Genomic DNA, 21,981 nt, shown 5'->3' with positions numbered 1-21,981 from the left:
CTACAAGGAAAAGAATGGGAGTATGCGATCATTGCCTCCAAAATTCCACCAGGGAAAGGAATTAGGCAAGAGCCCATGCCAGAAGGGACCACAGCAGCAGAAATCACCTTCAACGTGCGCCGACTCGGGCCTTCACAGGATTCGACAGGATTCGCCCTGGCCTTTGATTTCCTCAATTGGGATTCGGAAAACTACCTCATGATCCCCTCCTCCGTGTACAACGGCAACCGGAATCGCCTAGTCAACCGCCCCTACGCTCAAGGCCTTGATCGAAACGATCTTTACAAAAAGGATCTGCCTCAGACAACGGCGCCCGTCCCACAGCTCTCACCCAATCAAGGCGATGTATCGCGTCTGGAAGTGCTGACAGGGAACGCCGCCACGCCTGCCATGTGTATTTTCGACAGGAAAAACAACCGTGGCTTTATCCTGCTGGCGGAACAGGGAATCAGAAAAAATGGAGAGATACTCGACAACGGGCTTATCTTCGAAGAATCCCCAGACCGGACACAGGCTTCACTGGTCGTTTCTTTTCCCGGCGTCCGGGAAAAGAAACCGGAATTCATCGGATTCAGTACCAGTCCTGATCGCGGCACAACCTGGAATACCGGGGACACCTGCTCCGTTCGCGTCCAAATTTACTCTTTCCCGGCTCGCGATATTCCTGCTCTTCTGGATCAGTTCATGAGCATCAGGAAAAACCTCACCGGGCCTAATAGTCCACGAAACCTGATACCCCAGTCTGAAGTTCTCCGGATGATGACCGATCTCATCGACGGGCGTTTCTACAGAGGCCGGAAACATCAGTTCTATTGCCCGGAAAATGCAGAATGGATTTCATACGGTTGGATTGGCGGACTCATGAACACGTTCCCCATGTTGGCCCTCGGTGACCAGAGACACCGCAATCAGGTAAAATCCACATTCGACTTCGGCCTCGGATACGGACAAGGAAAATCCGGATATTTTTACGGAGCCTTGAACAAGGACGGCAAGCCTTTCGGACGCGAAGGATATGATGAAACACCCGAAATTGTCCTGACCCGCAAGAATGCCGACGTCCTGTACTGGATGGTCAAACAATTCATGCTCCTCAAGCAACAGGGACATGCCGAAGAAATCAATCCGGAATGGGAACAAAAAGTTTGCTACCTTGCCGATGCCTTTGTCAAAACGTGGAAACGGGAACGCCAATGGGGGAATTTCCTGCACAATGGCACAGGTGACATTGCCGTGTACAACACATCCGGTGGCGTCATGGCAGTCGCCGGTCTCACCCTGGCTGCTACGTATTTCAACGAACCAAGCTATCTGACCACCGCCCAAGAGGCCGCCGAATATTACAACGGGCTTTTCCAGAACACGGGTATGACGACGGGAGCCTGTGCCGACATCTTGCAAAATGCGGATTCCGAAACCGCCATTGCCCTTGCAACATCACTCATGACGCTCCACGAAGCAAGCGGAGATTCCGTATGGCTCGACCGTTGCCGAAATGCCGCTCACCTGGTTGCGACATGGACGGTGTCCTACGACTACATCCTTCCGCCACAAACACCGTTGGCACAACACGGTGCCAAATTGGCCGGAGCTGTCTGGGCCAGTACCCAAAATAAACATAGCGCACCGGGATTCTGCACTCAGTCCGGCGAAGTCCTGTTCAGGCTCTATCGTCAAAGTGGGGACGAACGATATGCAGAACTGCTCCGTGACGTACTCCATGCACATGCCGAGGGAATCCAGCCCAATGGCCGTATTTCCGAACGCCTGACTTATTGCGATGCAGATAGTCGAGGTTCCTGGGAAGGATATACAGGATGGAACGAAACCAACGGAGCCATGATGGCCTTGGAAATTCCGGGGATCTACGTCAGCACGGATTCGGAACATTTCTACTGTTTCGACCATGTTCAGGCTACCGTGAAAAGCCGATCCGGCAGCAGCGCCATTCTTGAAATATTCAATCCGACAGTATTCGATGCCAATGTGTCGATCTTCGCGGAATCCAAAGCAGAAGCTGGCAAGCCGCTCCCGGTCATCGCTTTCCCGCAATGGCAACATGTCACTATCAAAGCGGGACAAACAATCACTGTCGACTGCCCTGCTCAGGCATTGCAAAAAACAAACTACTGAGGGACTCACCTCAAAGGCATTTATAAGAAATACACTCACCCCATCACCATGAAAAAGCTATGCGCCATCAGCGTCCTGTGCCTCCTTTTCCCAGCCCCTCTGTATGCCTGGACTCCCGACAACGGCAACGGCACGTTTACCAACCCCCTCATGTGGGGGGACTGGCCGGATCCCGATGTCATCCGCGTAGGAGACGATTTCTACATGGTATCCACCAGCATGCACTATGTTCCTGGCTCGCCCATCGCCACATCCAGGGATCTGGTCAACTGGAAGATGATCGGTTATGCCATTGACCGTTACGACGAAGACCCGCGATACGATTTGAAAGGCGGCAGTCTCTACCTCAATGGCTCCTGGGCTAACTCCATTCGCTACAACAAGGGCAAATTCTACGTCGCCTTCTGCACTCCTTATGGGCGCGGTATCGAAAAGGGACATTTTTCCGTGTGCGAAGCAGACAAACCCGAAGGCCCCTGGAAGAGAACGATTTTCCCGGAATATCTGTATGATCCCGGTCTGTTCTTCGATGATGATGGCAAGGTTTATGTCGTTCATGGACAACACGATTTGTACATCACCGAACTCAATTCCGACGTCAAATCCGTCAAGGGAGAAAACGTCAAAATATGGGACAAAGGCTTCAAGGACAGTAAGACTCTCGGCGGCGGATTCGGCATGGAAGGGTCGCACATGTACAAGATCAACGGAAAGTACTACATCACCTGTCCGGCAGGAGGTACCGGAGGATGGCAAATATGCCTCCGGTCCGACAGCATTTACGGGCCTTATGAGCACAAGCTGATCATGGACGACGACAGTTCCTACCCCGGCAATGGATTGCACCAGGGGGGTATGGTCCAATTAAAAAACGGGGACTGGTGGTTCATCATCATGCAAGACCGTGGTGCTATCGGACGCGTACCCTACCTAGTTCCAGTCACATGGGTGGATGGATGGCCCATGCTGGGAGCCAATGGTAAAGATGCCATCACATATCCCAAACCAGCTGTCGGCAAAACATTCCCCGTAAGCAGTCCCGCAACGACCGATGAATTTAATGCGCCGAAACTGGGATTGCAATGGCAGTGGAACCACAATCCCGACAATACCAAATGGTCGTTGACGGAAAAGTCCGGATTCATGCGCTTGAAAGCACTCCCGGCCAGGGATCTGAAAGATGCGCGCAATACTCTAACACAGCGTGTTCAGGGGCCCAATTCGGAAGGAACCGTGGAAATGGATGTCTCCGGGCTAAAAGATGGCAATGTCGCCGGATTCGGTATTTTCCAATTTCCCTATGCCTATGTCGCCGTCACCCAGGACGGAAACACCAGAAAAATCGTCATGTGCAACAACGGTGCAATTATAGAAACACCTGTCGAGAAGTTCACCGGCAATAAACTCTGGATACGGGCTCGCGCCATGGACAAAGATTTTACAGCCCGCTTCTATTATAGCACCGACGGTCAGCATTTCATACCCATTGGCAACACTTTGAAAATGGGCCTCGGCCTGCCCTGGACAGCCAACCGTTTTGCCCTGTTCAACTTCACCACCAAAGATGAAGGCAAAGACGGACACGTCGACTTCAATTGGTTCCGCTTCACTGACAAATAATGTTCACCATCCTAATTTTCCACGCCCTCTTCCTCTTGCACGGAATCGTTATCGTTCCCCATAAGTCTGTTTTAATACAGGACATAAACAGATAATGCAGGATTGACTTGTCTGCCCTACAGAATAAGCCGGGAACCAGCAAATAACAGCCTTATTGCAAATATAAATTCAACCAATTATATATACAATAAACTGTAAATTAATTATTTAAACAATTCATTATTGTCCAAATGGCAGCTAATCGAATCATAATAAAATCATTTTCAATTATTTTCTGATAATTCAAGAAGTCTCTATCCGTATTTTAAAAAGATTTCTCATACCTTCCGCTCCTTCCATCATATTGATAACACATTCTCCTTCAATCTTCATGAAATCGTTTCCTATCACTTCATTGATATTACCACTGGTATGCCTGTCGCTGCAAACGTATGCATCTCCATCGTATCAGCTCAAGTCTCCCAACGAGCAATTAACCTGCCAAATCCGGCAAACTCCACAGGGGAATGTCACGTACACATTGTCGTATCAAGGTACTCCTCTCATTGCGGAATCTCCTATGGGCTATACCACAAAAGATGGTACGCAAGTCCCCGGCTCCGGCTGGCACATTTCCACCCCGCAACATAAATCCTATCGGGGATTCTGGAAACCAGTTTGGGGTAAACGATCCCTCGTTCCGGAACGCTATGAAGAAGTCATTCTGCCCCTGGAATCCCCGGAATCCGGTACACAACAAACATTTCCGGCTAACATCGATATTGTCGTCCGGCTTTATGATGATGGGCTGGCCTTTCGTTACAACATTCACCATACGGAAAACAATACTCGCCCATTTGAAAAAGAATCGACCGAATTCCGTTTTGCCGGAGATTACACCGCTTGGTTCTACAATGGAGAAAACGCCAATATCGGCCCGGAAAAACTCTCCGTATGTCATGCCGTACGCCTCCCCGTCATGACCATTGATACTGGCACAGGCCATTTCATGGCTATCCATGAAGCAGATCTGAGAACCGGAGAGCCTATGAAATTGCAGTCGGAAGAAGGCTCTTGCGACTTCACTATCCCTTCCCGTCCCGGCATGCTGAACAGCGACACCCCATCGCCCTGGCGCGTGGTATTCTGCGGGGAAACCCCCGGAGTTGCAATCGACTCCCATCTGCTGGAGCTGTTGAATCCCCCACCTGATCCATCCTTGGACTTCTCATGGGTACGCCCCGGAGTCTGTGTCTGGGACTGGCGGATCAACGGAGCGAAAACCGATGGATTCACATACCACATGGATTACCCGTCGTGGGTACGCATGGTAGACTTCGCTTCGGACCACAACATCAAACACCTTGTTCTGGATGCCAATTGGTACGGCCCCGAATTCCAGAAGGACTCCAATCCCCTCCAAGGCGGCAAAACGGAAGACGTTCAAAAAATTATCCAGTACGGCAAACAAAAAAATGTCGGTGTCTGGCTGTATCTGAACGATGTCGGAGGCCGCCAATATCCGCTCGACAAAACGCTGGAACAATATGCCCGATGGGGAGCGGCCGGTGTCAAATACGGATTCATGAACGGGACTCCCGAAGAAAAAAATGCCCGTACCCGCCGTATCACCGAACTCTGCGCCCGCAACCATCTGCTCATCGACTTCCATGACGGTCCCGTTCATCCATATGGGCAAATGAGAACATGGCCCAATGCCATTACCCGGGAATACTGCCAAGCACAATTAGATGGTCACAAGGTATTCCCGCCAGCCACCTTCCTCACCTCCGTATTTGTCAATATGGTTGCCGGCCCCCTGGACATGAACAACGGCATGTTCGACCTGAGGCAGGGTCCAACAACGCGGACCGATGAAAACAAGCCGGTTCCCTCCACTCTCGTCTCGGAAGCGGCCCGTACCTTGATTGTCTTTTCCGGCGCCACTATCCTTCCCGACATCCCGGAGTATTATACCCGGTATCCGTCCCTCCTGGAATTCATCTCCGCCCAGCAAATGCCCTGGGTCGAGAGTAAAACCCTCGATGGAAAAATCGGCGAATACATCGTCATGGCTCGCCAAACGCCCCAGGCCACACTGATCGCCGCCGCCGGAAACGAATCCCCCAGAGACCTGATCATCAGCCTCTCCTTCCTGAAGCCGGGAAGTTACCAGGCCACCATCACCCAGGATGGTCCAGAAGCTCACTACCTGCACAACCGGGAAACACTAACTACCGAAACCAGAACCGTCACGCCCCAAGACTCCATTCCCATCCACCTGGCCCCCGGAGGTGGAGCCTGCATCCTGCTCAAGCTCTTAGAAAAATAGCCATGTTCCCGAATCCGGAATACCCTCATCCATTCTGACGGGAAACAAGCCACTTCCTGCATCTCCTTAAAAGAATAAAAAACATGTAACCTTCAACAACTCATTACCATGATAAAAAAGTTTATCACATTATTCATCATTCCACTGGTATGCCTGTTGTTTCAATCAATCGGACATGCTCAAGTCAACCCGGAGGTCACAAAAGTTTATATCGTCTTCAAAACCCATCTGGATGTGGGCTTCACCGACTTGAGTTCCGTTGTCACTCGGCGCTATCTATCGGAGTTTATTCCCAAGGCTTTGGATCTATCCGAAAAATTGTACGCCGAACATGCCAAGGAAAAGTATGTATGGACAACGGGAGCATGGTTGATCTGGAAGTACCTCCATACTGCCTCTCCGGAAAACGTGAAACGACTGGATGCTGCAATCCGGCGGGGAGATATCGTCTGGAACGCCGTTCCCTATACGGTCGAATCAGAGTCGATGAATCGAGATTTATTTGAAACCTGCCTGCGCCTATCACAACAACTGGACAAAAAATACGGCAAGCAAACAATTGCGGCCAAAATGACGGATGTACCGGGACATACGCGAAGCATCGTATCTCCGATGTACCACGCGGGGATCCGTTTTTTGCATATCGGAGTCAATCCCGCTTCTCCGATTCCCTCTGTACCGGATTTTTGCCGATGGAGAGATACGGACGGCAGCGAACTGATTCTGGTCTATCAAAAAGATTATGGGTCGGAAAACCTGCTCCCCGGAGGCAAGACAGCCATTTCGATCAATTTTACCGGAGACAACCACGGACCGCATACCTATGATCAGGTAAAAGCCATTTATGCCGGCCTGCATAACCGCTACCCCAATGCTCAATTAATTTCCTGTTCTTTCGATGAAATCGCTCGAGAACTGCTAGCCATGAAGGATCAACTCCCGGTAGTTACCTCCGAAATCGGCGATACCTGGATCTATGGTTACGGCAGCTCTCCTAAGCGCATGGCCCGGTTCAGAGCCTTATCCGAACTTTATTCCCAATGGCTGCGTGAAAAGAAAATAGACAAGAACAGCGAATGCGCGATCAATTTTGCCGTGGAACTGGGCCTGATTGCCGAACATACCCAGGGTATGGATGTGAAAACCCACCTCCGAAACTGGGATAAATACGACATGGATGCCTTTCTGCCTGCCCGGACATCCCAGACCTTCCAAAAGGTGGAACAATCGTGGAAGGAACTGGACCAGTACATTGATTCGGCGATCGGGTATTTACCTCTCTCCTTGCAACGGGAGGCCTTAGCCAAAATGAAAGAAATCAACAATCCGAAGTCCCCCTCATTGACAGACAAGGCCCGGACGATTTCTCCGATCCCGTGGAAGACATCGCTCTTCAAAGGGGGATGTTTGAAAATAGAAGGATTGTCGTACCAGATGTACGACAAAAATGATTTCAAGAATTATCTGGGCAAGTATTTGAGAACTCAGGCAAGCTGGGCGTTTGACGATATCGGGAAAACGGGACTGGATCAATCCGGAGCGGTAAGTGTAACTCTGTCCGCCAACGCGATTAAACAGGAAATACGCAAAGAACCGAAGGGTACGAGGACGATATGCGAGTTGGAATTCCCACACCAGGAAGGAGTTGATCCACGTGTTTACCCTCATAAAATGTATGTCGATATTCTGGAAGATCAAACCGGGAAAAAAGCGGAAATTGACCTAACCATTCTGAACAAGCCGGCAGTCCGATTGCCGGAAGCTTATTGGCTGTCTTTCAATACGGATCAAATTGTTTCCATCGTTGCTGAAAAGATAGGGGAAAGAGTCGATATTCTGGATGTGGTGGAACAAGGGAACCGGCAAATGCACGGTATCGACCATTATGTGGATTTGATCACCTCCGCCGGAACAATCCGGATATGGAGCGAAACTGCTTTCCTCGTCAATCTTGGAGAAGCCCAGGGCATCAACTATTCCCGCAACTATCCGGATAAACGGGGAGGTATCCATTTCAACTTGAGCAATAATCTCTGGGGGACGAACTTCAGCATGTGGAATGAAGGCTCCCTGACCTACCGGTTTATCGTCGAACGGCTTGATTAGCAATCATGTAAAATTATCTTCCAACCGACCTCCTCATCCATTTCTTCCTACAATGAAAATCAATTCGATCATCCTGCCGTGTCTGGCCTGCCTGGCCCAGGCTGTTCTCGGCACTCCCTCCGACTGTATCCTGAAGGACAATGTACCGGCTTCCGCATGGGATCACGGATATGGCGTCGGGAACGGGCGTCTCGGAGCCCTTTCCTATATGGATCAAGGACAAACAGTCATCCTCCTGAACGAAAAATCCATCTTTGCCAACAGCCCCATCCCCGATGTACCGGAACGGGCATCAGCCTTCCGGGAAGTTATCAAATTGTGCCAGGAAGGAAAATACGACCAGGCTACGGAGACCTATTCCCAAAAGGTAATGGACAAATGGTCTTTCAGCGGATGCTTCCAACCCGCCGGATTTGTCCGAATCGACTTCTCGAAGATGGGGGCACCCGGGAAAACGAACCGCAAACTCGACATGCGACAGGGACTTGTCTCCGAAGAATACACGACGTCAACAGGAGGTTACACCATGCAAATGCTGGCGGCTCCGACAACGGATTGCATCGCTATTCTGCTGCAGGCAACCGGCCGGGACAATCTGGATATCAGTCTCTCCGCCGACAGGCCTGAAACCGATTCCCTGAAGCAGGAAGAAAACGATTTCGTCATCTCCGGCCAGGCTTCGAATGGAGGTACCCGATTTGAGACGAGGTTCCGCCTCATCGTCCCCCAGGGAAAACGGGAATTCCGCGACGGGAAAATCCATGTGGAACAAGCCAGGCAGGTTCTTCTTCTCGTCTCCATCGCAACGGATTACGACATGCAGAATCCGACAAAACCCAACCATCACAATCTGGTTCAAGAAAACAAAAAGATACTGGATCAGGCGGAAAAACAAGGGTGGTCGTCCATGGTACGGCAAACATCCCAACACTTTTCCACGTTGCTGGACCGTTGCATCGTCGATCTGGGGGATTCGCCCCGGGATGTTTTGGAACTGACAACTCCTGAAAGGATTAAAAGATTTCAACTTGGAGAGGCTGATCCCGACCTGGTTGAGCTTTTGTTCCAATTCGGCAGATATTGCGTCATTTCCTGTTCCCGCCCGGGAACCCTGCCCAGCACGCTGCAAGGAATCTGGAATCCGGATACGACTCCTCCCTGGGAAAGTTGCTTTTTCCTGAACATCAATTGTCAAATGAATTACTGGCCCGTTGAGACGACCCATTTGGGGGAATACCACAAACCTTTCACCGATTTCGTCATCGGCCTCCTGCCCGGAGGGCAACACTTCGCCAAAGAACTAGGATACGAAGGCTTCTGCTTCGCCCACAATACGGACTGCCGCCTAGGCTCCAATTTCCGTTTCTTCGATCCGGGAGCCGCCGGAACCTTGCTCAACGGAGCATGGGCCACATCCCATCTGCTGGAACATTACCGGTATGGCGGAGATAAAAAGGAACTGGCCAAAGCCCTACCAATGCTACGGGAGAATGTCCGCTTCATCCTTTCATGGCTGGAGGAAGAACCCGGTACCGGCAAATTGATCACCGGCCCCGGTAATTCTCCTGAAATGGGATTCTCCTACAAAGACAAGGACGGAAACAATAAATCCGGCAGCATCAGCACCGGAACGACTCATGACCTTCTACTGGCCCGCGAAGTCATGAAAAACTACGAAGAAGCCTGTCGTGAACTGAATGTTCCCTCCAATGATCCGATCCGGGACAAAGTCCGGCAGACCCTCCCCCGTCTGGCCATGCCGACCATTAACCCCGATGGACGACTGGCCGAATGGAGAAACGGCCAAGAGGAAACCGACAAGGGGCACCGCCACCTGAGCCATTGTTACGGACTGTTCCCCGGCAATGAATTCGATGTTCTCAATACGCCGGATTATACAGAAGCCGTACGCAAGTCCCTTGATTATAGATGTGCCAACGGCAGCGGCCATACGGGCTGGAGCTCCTCCTGGATCATTTCCCTGTATGCCGCCCTGCGGGATGGAGAACATGCGGAAAAATTCATCGACAAACTCATGAAGGAAAAAATCAATCCCAACCTTTTCGACATGCATCCGCCCTTCCAAATCGACGGCAATTTCGGCTTCACGGCAGGAATTGCCAACTGCCTTCTGCAAAGCCAGATCGTCAAGGACGGCAAACGTGTCATTTCCGTCGCCCCGGCCTTGGTTCCCAGTTGGGAAACAGGTTCTGCCCAAGGAATGTGCACACGAGGAGGATTGATCGTCAATCTCTCTTGGACGAGAAACAAGATCATGGCCGACATCCGCGCCACACGGAATGGAACTTTCCTGATCGAATATAAAGGAGCCCTCAAACCCCTCACCTTGAAATCCGGAGAAAAATCGTCCATCGAATTCTCTCGATAATTCGTACTTTTCCTGTAACCCGAACCATGCGCTTTTCGTTAGGAAGATAACAAGATAACAACAGAAAAAACTGCCATGGAAAAAGAAACACAGACAAACACTACTGACTGTCAGTCTATTAAATCGGACAATGGAGCCATTGTTGCTACTCTTCACAACGAAGCGGAAAGGAAGTTCATGAGAATCTACGACGACAATGACCAGCCCTGTGCCGATATCGAAGAGCACATCGTGACAAAAGATGAAGCAGGACACGGTATCTTTGCCAATTTCCCTGCCGGGAGCATCGGCTTCATCATTACTCCCGCGGAAAACTCAGAAGAACGTCAATTCATGAAATTCGAAGAATTCAGCCAGTTTGTCTCTTTCTCGGAAACAGGGGAATTGACCATGGAGGAACTGGATATGATTGTCGGAGGAGTCAATTGGAAGAAAATCTGGCAAGGCATTAAAAAGGTCACCAGTACTCTCGTAGGATTCATCCCTGTCATCGGGACTCTTCACTCGGTCGGAAACATGATTGCCTCCGCCTCCAGAAAAGATGGAGAAGGCATGATGGAATCCGTTATCCCCGGAGGAGGCCTCTTGTTCGACGCGTTGACGGGCAAGCAACCCCACTGGCCCTGATCAATACCTATTGAGACATTTTCGTCACTGCTGAAGATTTGGTACAAATCCTCAGCAGTTTACATTTGGGTCCACGGAGAAAGCGTCTGGAATCCTCTTGCATGCTTCTCGTATTTTTCCTAATCTATCGAAAGGGAAACTTACTGTTTATGATTACCATGGAATCCATGGAAAAGTACTACGAGGCATATGCGCAAAAGGTTGTTAATTACCTGATAGCAAGTGGACTAGATTACGCAACAGCAGCAGATGTCACCCAATCCGCTTTCTTGAAGATCTGGCAAAAAAGAGAAACTCTTTCTTTGGAAAATGAAGATGGTTTCTCAGGTTATGTGTTTACGGTAGCTCGTAATGAACTTGTCGACGGTTATCGCAAAAACAGTCGGATCGTGTTTACCGATGAACTGCCCGAACCGGAACACGAAGACGACGGTCACGATTCCGGCAAGTTCTCCAGAGACGAAGATTACATCCGGGAACGCATCTCTTCCGCCATGAACCAGCTTCCCGATGCCATCCGGGAAGCTTATTCACTGTTCGCCGTCAGCGAATGCTCCGTCAGCAAAATTGCGCGAATTATGGGCTGTAAGGAAAGTCTGGTAAAAGTCCGCCTGTTCCGGGCACGACAGAAGCTTCAGGCACTATTGGCCGACTTGAAGCCGTAAGGAAACGGATCCAATGAAGATACAATCATGACTGTCCCACGCAACATCTTCTCGGAGCGAGCCCTTGCCAATATGAACAAAGGGGAACAAACGGATTATATAGCAGATTCGCGTTCCGGATGGACGGTTTTCTTCCTTATCGCCTTGACGATTGGAGTTGCCTCAATTGTCTATTGGGGATTTTTTAGTACGATGGTTTCTACGGTCGAAGGGATGGGCATCGCTATGCGTGAAGATGGCCTGGGGGTCGTCCGTTCCAAAGGCAAGGGAGTCATTGATTATCTGAATATCGAAATCGGTTCTCCGATCCAGCGAGGACAAATCGTAGGCCAAATCTACAACCCCGAAAATTTTTTCAATATCAAATCCATCGCGATGGATTACCACCAGTTGACTTCCTATGTGGATCAATTTAACAACGGTTATAAGAGACTGACAGACGAGAAATTAAAGTTGGAAGATTTCCGCAAGGAACGTATCGGCCTCATTCTCGACAAACAAAAGGACAGCCAGACCAGAGCCACGGAACTTGCCGACATCTACAATGTCCTCCGAGGCCGCGGTTCCGCCAGCAAAGTCGACTATTACAGGCAGTTGGAGCAAATGCTCCAAAATGAATCCAGCATCACGTCCATGCTGATCCAATCTGCCGAATTCGGAGTCACGCAGAAGGATGCCATCTGGTCCTTTCACCGGAACAAGCTGGATCTGGAAAGGCAAATCGCAGTCAAAGGAGCGGAATTGGATCTGGCCGAAAAAATCTTTCAAGACTGCAGCTGGATTCGTGCCGACGAAAATGGACGAATTATCGAACTGCTTAAGAATGTCGGCGATCCCGTCGTCCCGGGAGACATGATCGCACTAGTCGGTTCTGAAGAACAGGCCAATATACATGTCGTTGCCTATGTCCCCATGGAAAAAGGTAAAAAAGTACAACCCGGGATGAGCGTTTATTTTTCTCCTGCCTCCATGAACGCCAAGGATTACGGATATATCAAAGGTGTCGTGCGCGAAGTAAGCCCATACGCCGTTAGCTCGGATTCCATCCTGACGGAATTGAAAAACCGGGACTTTACGGCTATGTTGGCCAAGTCGGGCGCCATGGTCCGTGTCGTCGTTGAACTATTACCCTCCCGGAAGACTCCAAGCGGATGGTTGTGGACGAGTCGCAAAGGATCTCCTTCCCTTCTTGAAGCCGGAGCAGTAGGTACGATTCTGATCAATACGTCCTACAGGAATCCTGTCTCCTATATAATTCCCTATCTCCGCCAAATAATTATGGGAGTAGGTTCCAGCCATTCCGAACAACAGGAAGACAGATAAATGTCATGAACTGGATTGGAAAGCTGCTGCCATGTCTGTCCGGGCACCGTGTCAAGGTTCCCATGGTATTCCAGATGGAAGCGACCGAATGCGGTGCCGCATGCCTGGGAATGGTTCTGCGATACTACCATTGCTATGAACCTCTGGAAAAGCTACGCGTAGCCTGCGGCGTGTCCCGCAATGGCAGCTTTGCCTCTCTGATTATCAAAGCAGCTGCCACATATGGGCTGAAAGGAAGAGGGTTCAAGGTTACTCTGGAAGGGTTGGATTCCCTCCCTCTGCCAGCCATCCTATTCTGGGATTTCAATCATTTTGTCATCTATGCAGGCCGACGGGGAAAACATTACTACTTGAACGACCCTGCCATGGGACTCCGTAAACTGAGTGAAGACGAATTTGCGGATCACTTCACGGGAGTTGCCCTGACATTCGAGAAAACTCCCGACTTCAAGGCATTTGGTCATGAGAGAGGGATGCTGGCCCGTCTCATCCCCCTGTTGGGCCAAGTTAAAGGCAATGTCTGGAAAATGCTCTGGATCGGCATCCTCTTGATCCTGCCCGGCGTCGTACTACCTGTTCTGACACAGGTCTTCGTCGACGACGTCATGCAAACGCGACCGGAGTGGCTCGTCCCGCTGATTATCCTGTACATGATCCTGCTCATCATCCAGTTTTTGCTGACTTGGCTGGAAAATTTACTGATGCGGCGAACGGAAGTTAAAATGGCCGTCAATAGTACGATGAACATGCTGGTTCACATGTTCAAACTGCCCATGGAATTCTTCCAGAACCGTTCGGCGGGAGATTTGCAAAACCGGGTCGCTCTCAACAGAAGCGTTGCCAACTCGGCTTTCGGTACGATTTCCGGCAACGCTGTCAAAATGTTCACGGCCACGTTTTTCCTGGTCATGATGGTTCAGTTCAGTCCATTTCTATCGGCAATAGCCGTAGCGACGGCCATCCTGAATTTCCTGGCATTGTCATTTGTCAACAAACGCCTCCGCATATCCAACCAACGGCTCATCATGGTTGAAAGCCAATTGTTGAATTTTACGGCGACAGGCATTTCCATGATGGAAAACCTGCGGGCCGGAGGCCGTGAAGACGAGATGTTCTCCCAGTGGGGTAACTATATTGCCGATTATGCGGACAAAAGGCGAAGAATGCAAAGTGCCTCTACCTTCTTCTCTCTGCTACCAAATTTCCTGTTCGGGTTGAACAACGTATTGATCCTCTGCTTCGGAGCCTGGCTTGTTATGAGGGGAGAATTATCCCTGGGCGGCATGCTTGCCTTCCAAATGCTGATGGTCTCTTTTATGACTCCCGTCAATGCCCTGGTCGGTTCCGGAGCCCAGATTCAAATGCTCCGCGGAGCAATCGACAGAGTGGATGACGTCTATAAATACGATGGAGAAAAACGTTTTAAGGAAGAAGACGGCAACACCTGCGAACTCACGGCCGGCGCCGGAATGCTGGAAATGCGAGGCATATCGTTCGGATACAACAGATACCAAGCACCTCTTCTGGAAGATTTCAACCTCATCCTCAAACCGGGTACACGGGTTGCACTCGTCGGAGCCTCCGGTTCCGGCAAAAGTACCGTCGCCAAACTGGCTGCCGGTTTGATCACCCCATGGTCAGGGGAAATCCTGATAGACGGACAACCGTTGGAGTCATATTCATCACGGGAATTTTACCATTCCCTGGCTACCGTCGATCAAAGCATCATGCTCTTCTCCGGTTCCGTCCGAGATAACCTGACTCTGTTCCGCAAACGCGTCAACCAGGCGGAACTAAACCAGGCTCTGCGCGATGCCGCCATCGAAGGAGAACTGCTTTGCCGAGGCACCGCACTTGACGTTCCTGTCAATGAAATGGGAAGCAATTTCTCCGGAGGACAAAGACAAAGACTGGAAATTGCCCGGGCGTTGGCAAAATCAACCCCGATTCTCATCCTTGACGAAGCAACCAGCGCTTTGGATCCCATCACGGAGGTAATGATTGACAAAGCCATCCGCCGCCGGGGATGTTCCTGCCTCATTATTGCCCATCGGTTAAGTACCATCCGGGACTGCGACGAAATCATCATGATGCAGGAAGGGCGCATTCTGGAAAGAGGAACGCACGAACAATTGATGGAAGCGGGAAATGCCTATGCCTCGCTCATGCGTTTTGAATCGCACACGGAGGAAGTACTGGGATGAAGAAAGAATTTGCAGGAAAAACCGTCATGCCACAGGGGACATTGCAGGAAATGGCCTCCAACAGGATTTACGAATTGAAGATCCACGGAGGAAGTCCCCTGGTCGTTACTGCCGGAGAAATCAATCTGTTCCTGATAGAGTCCGATTCCGATGGCAACGAATGCGGGCGTACCTTTCTCGCCTCCCTTTCTTCCGGTGACTGGTGCTTTCCCCTCCCTCCGGGAGAATGGCAGGGAAGAACGGGGCGTGTCGTGGCAATAGCGGCCACCCATGCCGCATGGATGGAGTATCCCGCCACTATTCTAGAAAGCCATTCTTCACTGGCAGAGGAAATAAGTGACTGTATCGATACCTGGATTTGCCGTCTGATCGAACGCCTCTGTTCCGGAGAACCAGCCCGTTCGACAGGATTAACCCCGCTCGGTACGGAAATGGAAGTTACGGATGGGACGGCAATCGGTTCGGCCAGAACAGTCCGCTGGATTAATCTGACAAAGGGAGACTTGGTGCCCATGGGTGACTCCGGCTATGCACCGGTTCAGAACGGCATGGCAATAGCAACAGTGGATCCCCTTTGGTTTGACGCCCGGGGAACGGCTTGTCTGGAAACGACAACCACGGAGGAATTGCTCACGATGGGAATTCTCCCCGAATGTCTTTCCGTTTTCCACCGGCTTCTGACGCTCTGGTTAATCAGGAAACATGCGGTTTCCGTTTGGGACAGAAACCGCAAAGAATGTGCGGACAATGAATTTGCCGAACAGAGAATGTACTCCCAGCTCCACTCTCTGGCGGAGTTAATCGGAGTCTCCCAGCCGATTGCCGCCTTTAAGGACGACCCCATCCATGCCTCATTTGCCAGAATAGCGCAAGAGTGCAACCTGCCTTTTGAGTTCGATGTGAATGAAGACGAGAGCGACAATCTCTACGAACGCATCGCCCAGCTAACTTCCCGGAACCGCTGGCGCATGCGCCGAGTCTTGCTGCCTTCCGATTTCTACCGGACCGATGCAGGAGTATTCATCGGATTCCGCAAGGAAAATGCCTCCATCGTCGTCCTGATTCTCCGAGGGAAGGGGCATTCCCTCCTCTTTGATCCCGAAACGGGGCAAGAACGTCCCCTCACCCGTGAAGACACCGCCTCTCTCGACCGGACCGCCTTGAAATTCTATGATCTTCTGCCGGAGCACAAACTGACATGGAAAGATTTGGGGCGTTTCATGTTCAAAGGGGCCAAGGGAATGTTCGTTTCCCTCCTGACCGTAGGAGTCATTTCAAGCTTGATTGGCCTGGTCATGCCGGTTGCTATGGAATACGTCACGGGCAGTATCATACCATCGGCCAACACTCCGGAATTGTGGCAAATCATGATCCTGCTGGTTTGCCTGACAGCAGCCTCAGTCCTGTTCGGCCTCGTTCCTCAGCTCATCATGCTTTCGTTCGGGACCAGCCGTTTCGAACGCTTCCAAGCCGCCATGTGCGATCGTCTGCTGCGCCTGCCCGTCAACTTCTTCCGCCAATTCGACGCCGGAGACCTGACAAACCGAATCCTGGCGGCCACCCGTATCCAGGAAACCCTCTTCGGAGTCGTATCCAATCAGTTCTTGGGAGCCCTGTTTTCACTGGGAAGCCTGATCATGTTGTTTTATTACAGCCCCCGGCTGGCTTGCGTCGCCGTAGTCGTGGAAGTCATGTTTGCCGGGCTGTTACTGCTACTCTATCAGCGCAATTTAAAACCTCTTTCCGCATCTCTGGCTGCCGAAGGCCGCTTGTCCGGTTTATTGATACAATTGATTGAAGGCATGGCGAAAATCCGTTCCTCCAACGCGGAAAAACGTGTTATTTCGCGCTACCTTGAAGATTTTTCGACCGCAACACGAGCCGATTTTCAGTCTAATGTCAACGGTTCTTTCGTCAACATGGCATCCATTGTCTTTCCCGGGCTTGTTTCCGTCCTGTTCTTCCTGTTGATAGGTAAATTCTGGAAAGGCAGCCTTTCACTACCCGAGTACATGGCATTTATGAGCGCCTACGCAGGCTTTCAACAGGGTTTGATCAGTATTGTAAATGATATATGGACACTTCAATCCATCCGCCCCGAATTGAAACGCCTTCAACCTGTCCTGGAGGAAATACCGGAAGTTTGCCCCGGCATGCATGTTCCCGGCCGTCTGGACGGCAAAGTCGAATTAATTCATATAACGTTCCGCTATCAACCGGATGGTCCTACTATTCTGAACAACGTTTCCATCTCCGCCGAACCGGGAGAATTCATTGCCATCGTAGGTGCGTCCGGATCCGGCAAAAGCACATTGGTACGCCTTCTTCTCGGATTTGAAAAACCGGAAAGCGGCGGAGTCTATTACAGCAATCAGGAATTATCGAACATGGATGTCAGGGCTGTGCGACGCCAGCTCGGCGTCATTCTACAAAACAGTAAAGTACTGCCTGACAGTATCCTCGCCAATATCATCAAAGGTACTGACTACACGGCGGAAGATGCCATGGACGCACTGGAACTTGCAGCCATGAAAGAGGATATTCAAAACATGCCCATGGGTATCCACACGCTCGTGAGCGATACGCTCATTTCCGGAGGTCAGCAACAACGCATTCTGATCGCACGGGCGCTAGTCGGCAATCCGGCCGTCGTCATCATGGATGAATCGACAAGCGCCCTTGATAATGCCACTCAGGAAATTGTCCGGAAAAACATGGAACAGCTCCGTTTCACGCGCATCGTCATCGCCCATCGCCTTTCCACCATCATCAATGCCGACCGCATTTACGTTCTGGACAAAGGTAGAATATGTCAGGTCGGTACATACAACGAGCTCATCAACCGGGAAGGTGTGTTCCGCCAACTCGCTTCCCGTCAAATGTTATAAACAACCCTTCTTCACCACAAAACATCCCATGAAAAACGGAATTATCGCCCTTCTTTTCCTCTTGGTCGTTTTCCTGCTGTTATACGTACTGGGAGCCTTCAATTACGGTTCCATAACCGATCACGATTATAACGGGGCATTTCTCAGTACTCGGGAGGAGGCTGTGTCAAAATCTCCAGTCTGGAAAGTAGGTATCGCCTTGGATTTGAGGGATGGCATGGGCCGAGAAACGGTACGGGGCATACAATTCGCCCGTGATTATTTAAACTCACGAGGAGGAATTCTCGGCAAGTATATCGAATTGGAGATCCATGGCGAAGCCACCTCTCCACAACAGAACAAATTACTAACCCAGGAGTTTTGCGAACGTCCGGATATCGCCCTGCTCATTGGCGGACTGAATACGGAAGAAATCCCAACGCTGAGAAGCATCACCCAGTTCCAAGGGTTGCCGTTCGTCTCTCCCGTCGCCTCCCTGCCGGACTCCCTGCCGGAACTGAAACCCGACATGACGTTTTCCTACTTCCCTCCTCTGTCCATCCTGACAAACAAACTGGCAACCGAATTGGCCCGGAGAGGGAAAAAAAGGCTTCTGGTTGTTTCCCCCGGGGACGATTCCTATGGAAGCATTTTCGGAACCAAGCTGGAACGCAGGCTCCACGAAGATAAATCATTCGTGGAAATCTATCGCGTCAATTTCAAAAATCCCGCCCGTTTTGCAGATTTGTACCAGTCTCTCAAGCTGTTTACTGAAAACCGTACGATCGACGCGATCATTTTCACTGACGACGAACCTTGCCTCAAAGTCCTGGGAGAAGTCATCAAAGCCTTAAACATTTCCATCGAAGTATGGGGAAACGATTATCTGGATATCACGCACAGCGAAAATTCGCTCAAGGATTTTCCTTGTCCGATCTTCTATACGGCCTTTGGCAACTGTCGCTTCGTCAACAAAGATTTCATCAAAGCCTGGCAAGAAAAATTCGGTTCTCCTCCCTCCCTTTGGAACCAACTGGGAGCGCAGTGTCTGCTCGGTTTCGCTGAAGCCGTCGAACGGGAAAGCAAATATAAACCCGGAAAAATCATCGACATCATGCGTGAATTACACGAAAGGAAACTGGCCTTGGGTAAAGTCCCGACCGAAGTCAACATCCGACAAATGCCAAGGGGAAAACAATAGCCCCGCATCCGGCTCATGACCAGACACGGGGAAGTAATATTACCGGAAGAAGAAATGCCTAAAAAGTATAGACCAATCCGGCGGACACCGTGACGTAGTACCGATCCTTCGTTCTGGTATTCATTAATTCGGCATTGCCATTGACGGAATAAAGGGGGCCGCAATCGGACCCGAAGGTCTGCAGGAAATCGAAACCGATATACATAAATGAAGTATCGCTGACTTGGACTTCAGCTCCGATACCGGCGCCTATCACAGGTTTTACTTTGGTAGAATTGGCGTCAAACCGGCTTTCCCCATACAGTTGTTCGGCTTCTCCTTTCGCTTCTGTCGTCCGAATGAGGACACCGGTACGCAAACCACCGCGAATTATGAAATGTTTATCAAGCCCATACACATAATCATAAGTCGCAAGGACAGGCACAACAGACACGCGAGTCTTGAGTCTATATAATTCATCAGTCTCGTCGAAGGATTCTAAATTGTACCATTCGGCCGACTTATAGGTATCGTAAAAATAACCGCTCTGAAGACCGATCCGTTGAGCATGCCTGTCCTTACGGAAAATTTCGCCCGACAGATTAAGCTGGATGCCATACAAATTGGAGGGGATCCATTCCTCTCCATTCGCAAAATGCTCATTCCCGTTGGAAGCCATCATACCGAATCCCATGCTCAGATACAACCGGTCACCCAGGCCGAACTCAGCCTGCATCGGGCGATTCAGTTGGACCGGTTCATGAACCAAGGTTTTTTCTCCCGCCTGGAGGGAAAGAACCCCACAAAGGGCAACCCCCAATATACAAATACTTTTATTCATGGTGCAAGAAGGATTAGAATTTCAAAGTAAGGCCAAGACTTGCCGTTCCGGAAAGGGCTGAATGCTTATCGGAAATCTGGGGATCACACGTCTGGCGGCGGAGGGAGGAATACAAGGTCGCCGTATAGCCGGCAAACAACTCCACCCGGGGCGTAATCTTGTAGCGAATCCCAACTATCGCACCTCCGGCCAGCGTCGATGAAGTAATAGCATACTTCCAGTAATAATCCTGCACCGGAGAAGTCTGCTTCTTTTCATCCTTGGAGTGAACATACCCAATCAACCCTCCGACATAGGCTTCCCAATGCTCGGATAATTGCATTTCATAACGGTATCCGAAATAGAACGGTACGACTTCCTGAGCAAAATGATAGCGGAAAATACTATCGGATGGGGTGACCGACTCCGTACCCCGGAACCATCCTGCCTGAAAAAAAGCGTAATGGGCGCTGTCGCCCATATGGGCTATTTCATATGTGCGGGCAACGGAAAAACCGTACAGACCGTCCACCGTCATATGGTCGTTCATATCGAACATGTAATCGATCGTCTGATCCATTGAAGAGCAATACCGCGGTTGCTCCGTCAGCTCAATTAGGTCGACACCGGATGCAAAATGAGGAGACAGGCACAAAAGAGCCAGTAATAAGAAATGCAATTTTTTCATAATGGAGAGAAAAGTACGGAGCTACCGTAATAGGTTCGGATGAATAACGTCCAGGCTATCGTTAAAAATTATGAAGATTTGTCAAGGTATAATGGAAAAAGAAACCCGTCGCAAAAATAATAGTAACCTTTTCGCCTCTTAAACCGTTTCAGGAAGTGAAGACCTGTAAAATAGGAAGACCAGGAAAAACTTTTCCAGGGGTCTTATCCGCAGAAACACATAGAATGGATCAACGATGAATAAAGAACGAGAAGAAATCAGAACTCCCCTAGACGACTTGGTCAGGGACAGCTTCAAGGCGGCCCCTCCGCCCATGCCTGCATTTCTTGACAACGATCAGGAGCAAACGGAAAACCTCGTCGAGCTGGAGGAAGAAGATATGGATATGCTTGCGGCAGCAGCCTCTCAAATCAAGCATGAATCTCCTCCCCGTAAAAGATTCATCTGAACAAGAAACACCAGAACCGCTATACTTCATGGACGAACAAAAAATACATGTAGCGGAATTGAATGAAACAGAATTGACGGATATCACCGCCGGCTGTACCAGCATTTTGTGCGTGGCAGACCATTCGGACGAATCCGACATGGAAGAAACTCATCTCCGCTTCATCTTCACGGAACTCACATCATCCAACCATTAACATCCAACCTGATTCATACATATTATGAGCAATACCAAACCAGAACAAGACGGCAAAGCCTCCGATACCCGGAACCTTTCCGGAGAAGAGCCCAAATGCTGCCATTCTTCAAAACCGGCCCCAGAAGGAATATCGGAATTGAAACAAGAAGAACTGGACGGCCTTGCAGGAGGCCAAAGCCCCGTGCAAAGACAACACGAAGGCCAGAGAATCCAATATAAAAAGTAACGCATATTTGATTTGAACGGCACTTCGACAGAGGCTGTCTCGCTAACCCGAGACAGCCTCAAATAATAAAAAGAGCTAATATTTGATTACCACGGAGGGTAAAATGCTTCGTGGAATCGGAGCAGGGCTTCGAGGATCGCAACCACGAAGCCCTGGCTTGTATTGAGCACGAGAGA

The 21,981-nt window shown here is 50.3% G+C and carries 15 protein-coding genes; 13 read left to right on the top strand and 2 right to left on the bottom strand.

All coding sequences use genetic code 11. The annotated features are described in order from the left end of the window. The first annotated feature begins 75 nt into the window (after window positions 1–75). The 11 genes from QET40_RS00435 (at window position 76) to QET40_RS00385 (ending at window position 19,446) form a co-directional block, all read left to right on the top strand. Window positions 76–2,133: a hypothetical protein gene (locus QET40_RS00435; protein WP_280125196.1), complete on the top strand. Its 2,058-nt coding sequence runs from the start codon at window positions 76–78 to the stop codon at window positions 2,131–2,133. Between the two features lie 48 nt (window positions 2,134–2,181). Next, window positions 2,182–3,753 carry a glycoside hydrolase 43 family protein gene (locus QET40_RS00430; RefSeq protein WP_280125195.1) on the top strand — a complete coding sequence of 524 codons (1,572 nt, stop codon included), beginning with the start codon at window positions 2,182–2,184 and terminating at the stop codon, window positions 3,751–3,753. A gap of 370 nt (window positions 3,754–4,123) precedes the next feature. Continuing rightward, complete coding sequence (locus tag QET40_RS00425) at window positions 4,124–6,064, top strand: glycoside hydrolase family 97 protein (protein WP_280125194.1); 1,941 nt, start codon at window positions 4,124–4,126, stop codon at window positions 6,062–6,064. Between the two features lie 108 nt (window positions 6,065–6,172). Continuing rightward, a complete protein-coding gene (locus QET40_RS00420) occupies window positions 6,173–8,170 on the top strand; it encodes a DUF5054 domain-containing protein (protein WP_280125193.1) in 1,998 nt (665 codons plus the stop codon). A 52-nt stretch (window positions 8,171–8,222) separates the two neighbouring features. Further along, a complete protein-coding gene (locus tag QET40_RS00415) occupies window positions 8,223–10,559 on the top strand; it encodes a glycoside hydrolase N-terminal domain-containing protein (protein WP_280125192.1) in 2,337 nt (778 codons plus the stop codon). A gap of 75 nt (window positions 10,560–10,634) precedes the next feature. Beyond that, on the top strand, window positions 10,635–11,186 hold the full coding sequence (locus QET40_RS00410; RefSeq protein ID WP_280125191.1) for a hypothetical protein: 552 nt from the start codon (window positions 10,635–10,637) through the stop codon (window positions 11,184–11,186). A 158-nt stretch (window positions 11,187–11,344) separates the two neighbouring features. After that, on the top strand, window positions 11,345–11,851 hold the full coding sequence (locus tag QET40_RS00405) for a sigma-70 family RNA polymerase sigma factor (protein WP_280125190.1): 507 nt from the start codon (window positions 11,345–11,347) through the stop codon (window positions 11,849–11,851). A 27-nt stretch (window positions 11,852–11,878) separates the two neighbouring features. Then, window positions 11,879–13,174 carry an NHLP bacteriocin system secretion protein gene (locus QET40_RS00400; RefSeq protein WP_280125189.1) on the top strand — a complete coding sequence of 432 codons (1,296 nt, stop codon included), beginning with the start codon at window positions 11,879–11,881 and terminating at the stop codon, window positions 13,172–13,174. Between the two features lie 5 nt (window positions 13,175–13,179). After that, on the top strand, window positions 13,180–15,378 hold the full coding sequence (locus tag QET40_RS00395) for an NHLP family bacteriocin export ABC transporter peptidase/permease/ATPase subunit (RefSeq protein ID WP_280125188.1): 2,199 nt from the start codon (window positions 13,180–13,182) through the stop codon (window positions 15,376–15,378). Then, window positions 15,375–18,266, top strand: coding sequence for an NHLP bacteriocin export ABC transporter permease/ATPase subunit (locus QET40_RS00390; protein WP_280125187.1), 2,892 nt, complete (start codon window positions 15,375–15,377; stop codon window positions 18,264–18,266). The genes QET40_RS00395 and QET40_RS00390 overlap by 4 nt, the downstream gene beginning before the upstream one ends. 28 nt (window positions 18,267–18,294) lie before the next feature. Next, window positions 18,295–19,446, top strand: a complete 1,152-nt coding sequence (locus QET40_RS00385; protein ID WP_280125186.1) for an ABC transporter substrate-binding protein — start codon at window positions 18,295–18,297, stop codon at window positions 19,444–19,446. Window positions 19,447–19,504: 58 nt separating this feature from the next. Here the strand turns inward: QET40_RS00385 and QET40_RS00380 are convergent, their stop codons facing one another. Together QET40_RS00380 and QET40_RS00375 are read right to left on the bottom strand one after the other, a co-directional pair. Beyond that, window positions 19,505–20,266, bottom strand: coding sequence for a hypothetical protein (locus QET40_RS00380; RefSeq protein WP_280125185.1), 762 nt, complete (start codon window positions 20,264–20,266; stop codon window positions 19,505–19,507). 13 nt (window positions 20,267–20,279) lie between these two features. Further along, window positions 20,280–20,933: a hypothetical protein gene (locus QET40_RS00375; RefSeq protein WP_280125184.1), complete on the bottom strand. Its 654-nt coding sequence runs from the start codon at window positions 20,931–20,933 to the stop codon at window positions 20,280–20,282. A 235-nt stretch (window positions 20,934–21,168) separates the two neighbouring features. Between QET40_RS00375 and QET40_RS00370 the strand changes: the two genes are divergently transcribed. Both QET40_RS00370 and QET40_RS00365 read left to right on the top strand, forming a co-directional pair. Next, window positions 21,169–21,381, top strand: a complete 213-nt coding sequence (locus QET40_RS00370) for a hypothetical protein (protein WP_280125183.1) — start codon at window positions 21,169–21,171, stop codon at window positions 21,379–21,381. Window positions 21,382–21,409: 28 nt separating this feature from the next. Beyond that, entirely contained in the window at window positions 21,410–21,577 is a 168-nt protein-coding gene (locus tag QET40_RS00365) for a hypothetical protein (RefSeq protein WP_280125182.1), read from the top strand. Window positions 21,578–21,981 lie beyond the last annotated feature (404 nt).

It is taken from the genome of Akkermansia sp. N21169 (assembly GCF_029854675.1).
GTDB lineage: Bacteria > Verrucomicrobiota > Verrucomicrobiia > Verrucomicrobiales > Akkermansiaceae > Akkermansia.
This window is presented reverse-complemented; position numbering and strand designations above follow the sequence as displayed.

Bases quoted from the DNA above. Each gene is read 5' to 3' on its own strand.
- QET40_RS00435 (WP_280125196.1), top strand. From the start codon at position 76: ATGCCAGAAGGGACCACAGCAGCAGAAATCACCTTCAACGTGCGCCGA.
- QET40_RS00430 (WP_280125195.1), top strand. From the start codon at position 2,182: ATGAAAAAGCTATGCGCCATCAGCGTCCTGTGCCTCCTTTTCCCAGCC.
- QET40_RS00425 (WP_280125194.1), top strand. From the start codon at position 4,124: ATGAAATCGTTTCCTATCACTTCATTGATATTACCACTGGTATGCCTG.
- QET40_RS00420 (WP_280125193.1), top strand. From the start codon at position 6,173: ATGATAAAAAAGTTTATCACATTATTCATCATTCCACTGGTATGCCTG.
- QET40_RS00415 (WP_280125192.1), top strand. From the start codon at position 8,223: ATGAAAATCAATTCGATCATCCTGCCGTGTCTGGCCTGCCTGGCCCAG.
- QET40_RS00410 (WP_280125191.1), top strand. From the start codon at position 10,635: ATGGAAAAAGAAACACAGACAAACACTACTGACTGTCAGTCTATTAAA.
- QET40_RS00405 (WP_280125190.1), top strand. From the start codon at position 11,345: ATGGAATCCATGGAAAAGTACTACGAGGCATATGCGCAAAAGGTTGTT.
- QET40_RS00400 (WP_280125189.1), top strand. From the start codon at position 11,879: ATGACTGTCCCACGCAACATCTTCTCGGAGCGAGCCCTTGCCAATATG.
- QET40_RS00395 (WP_280125188.1), top strand. From the start codon at position 13,180: ATGAACTGGATTGGAAAGCTGCTGCCATGTCTGTCCGGGCACCGTGTC.
- QET40_RS00390 (WP_280125187.1), top strand. From the start codon at position 15,375: ATGAAGAAAGAATTTGCAGGAAAAACCGTCATGCCACAGGGGACATTG.
- QET40_RS00385 (WP_280125186.1), top strand. From the start codon at position 18,295: ATGAAAAACGGAATTATCGCCCTTCTTTTCCTCTTGGTCGTTTTCCTG.
- QET40_RS00380 (WP_280125185.1), bottom strand. From the start codon at position 20,266: ATGAATAAAAGTATTTGTATATTGGGGGTTGCCCTTTGTGGGGTTCTT.
- QET40_RS00375 (WP_280125184.1), bottom strand. From the start codon at position 20,933: ATGAAAAAATTGCATTTCTTATTACTGGCTCTTTTGTGCCTGTCTCCT.
- QET40_RS00370 (WP_280125183.1), top strand. From the start codon at position 21,169: ATGAATAAAGAACGAGAAGAAATCAGAACTCCCCTAGACGACTTGGTC.
- QET40_RS00365 (WP_280125182.1), top strand. From the start codon at position 21,410: ATGGACGAACAAAAAATACATGTAGCGGAATTGAATGAAACAGAATTG.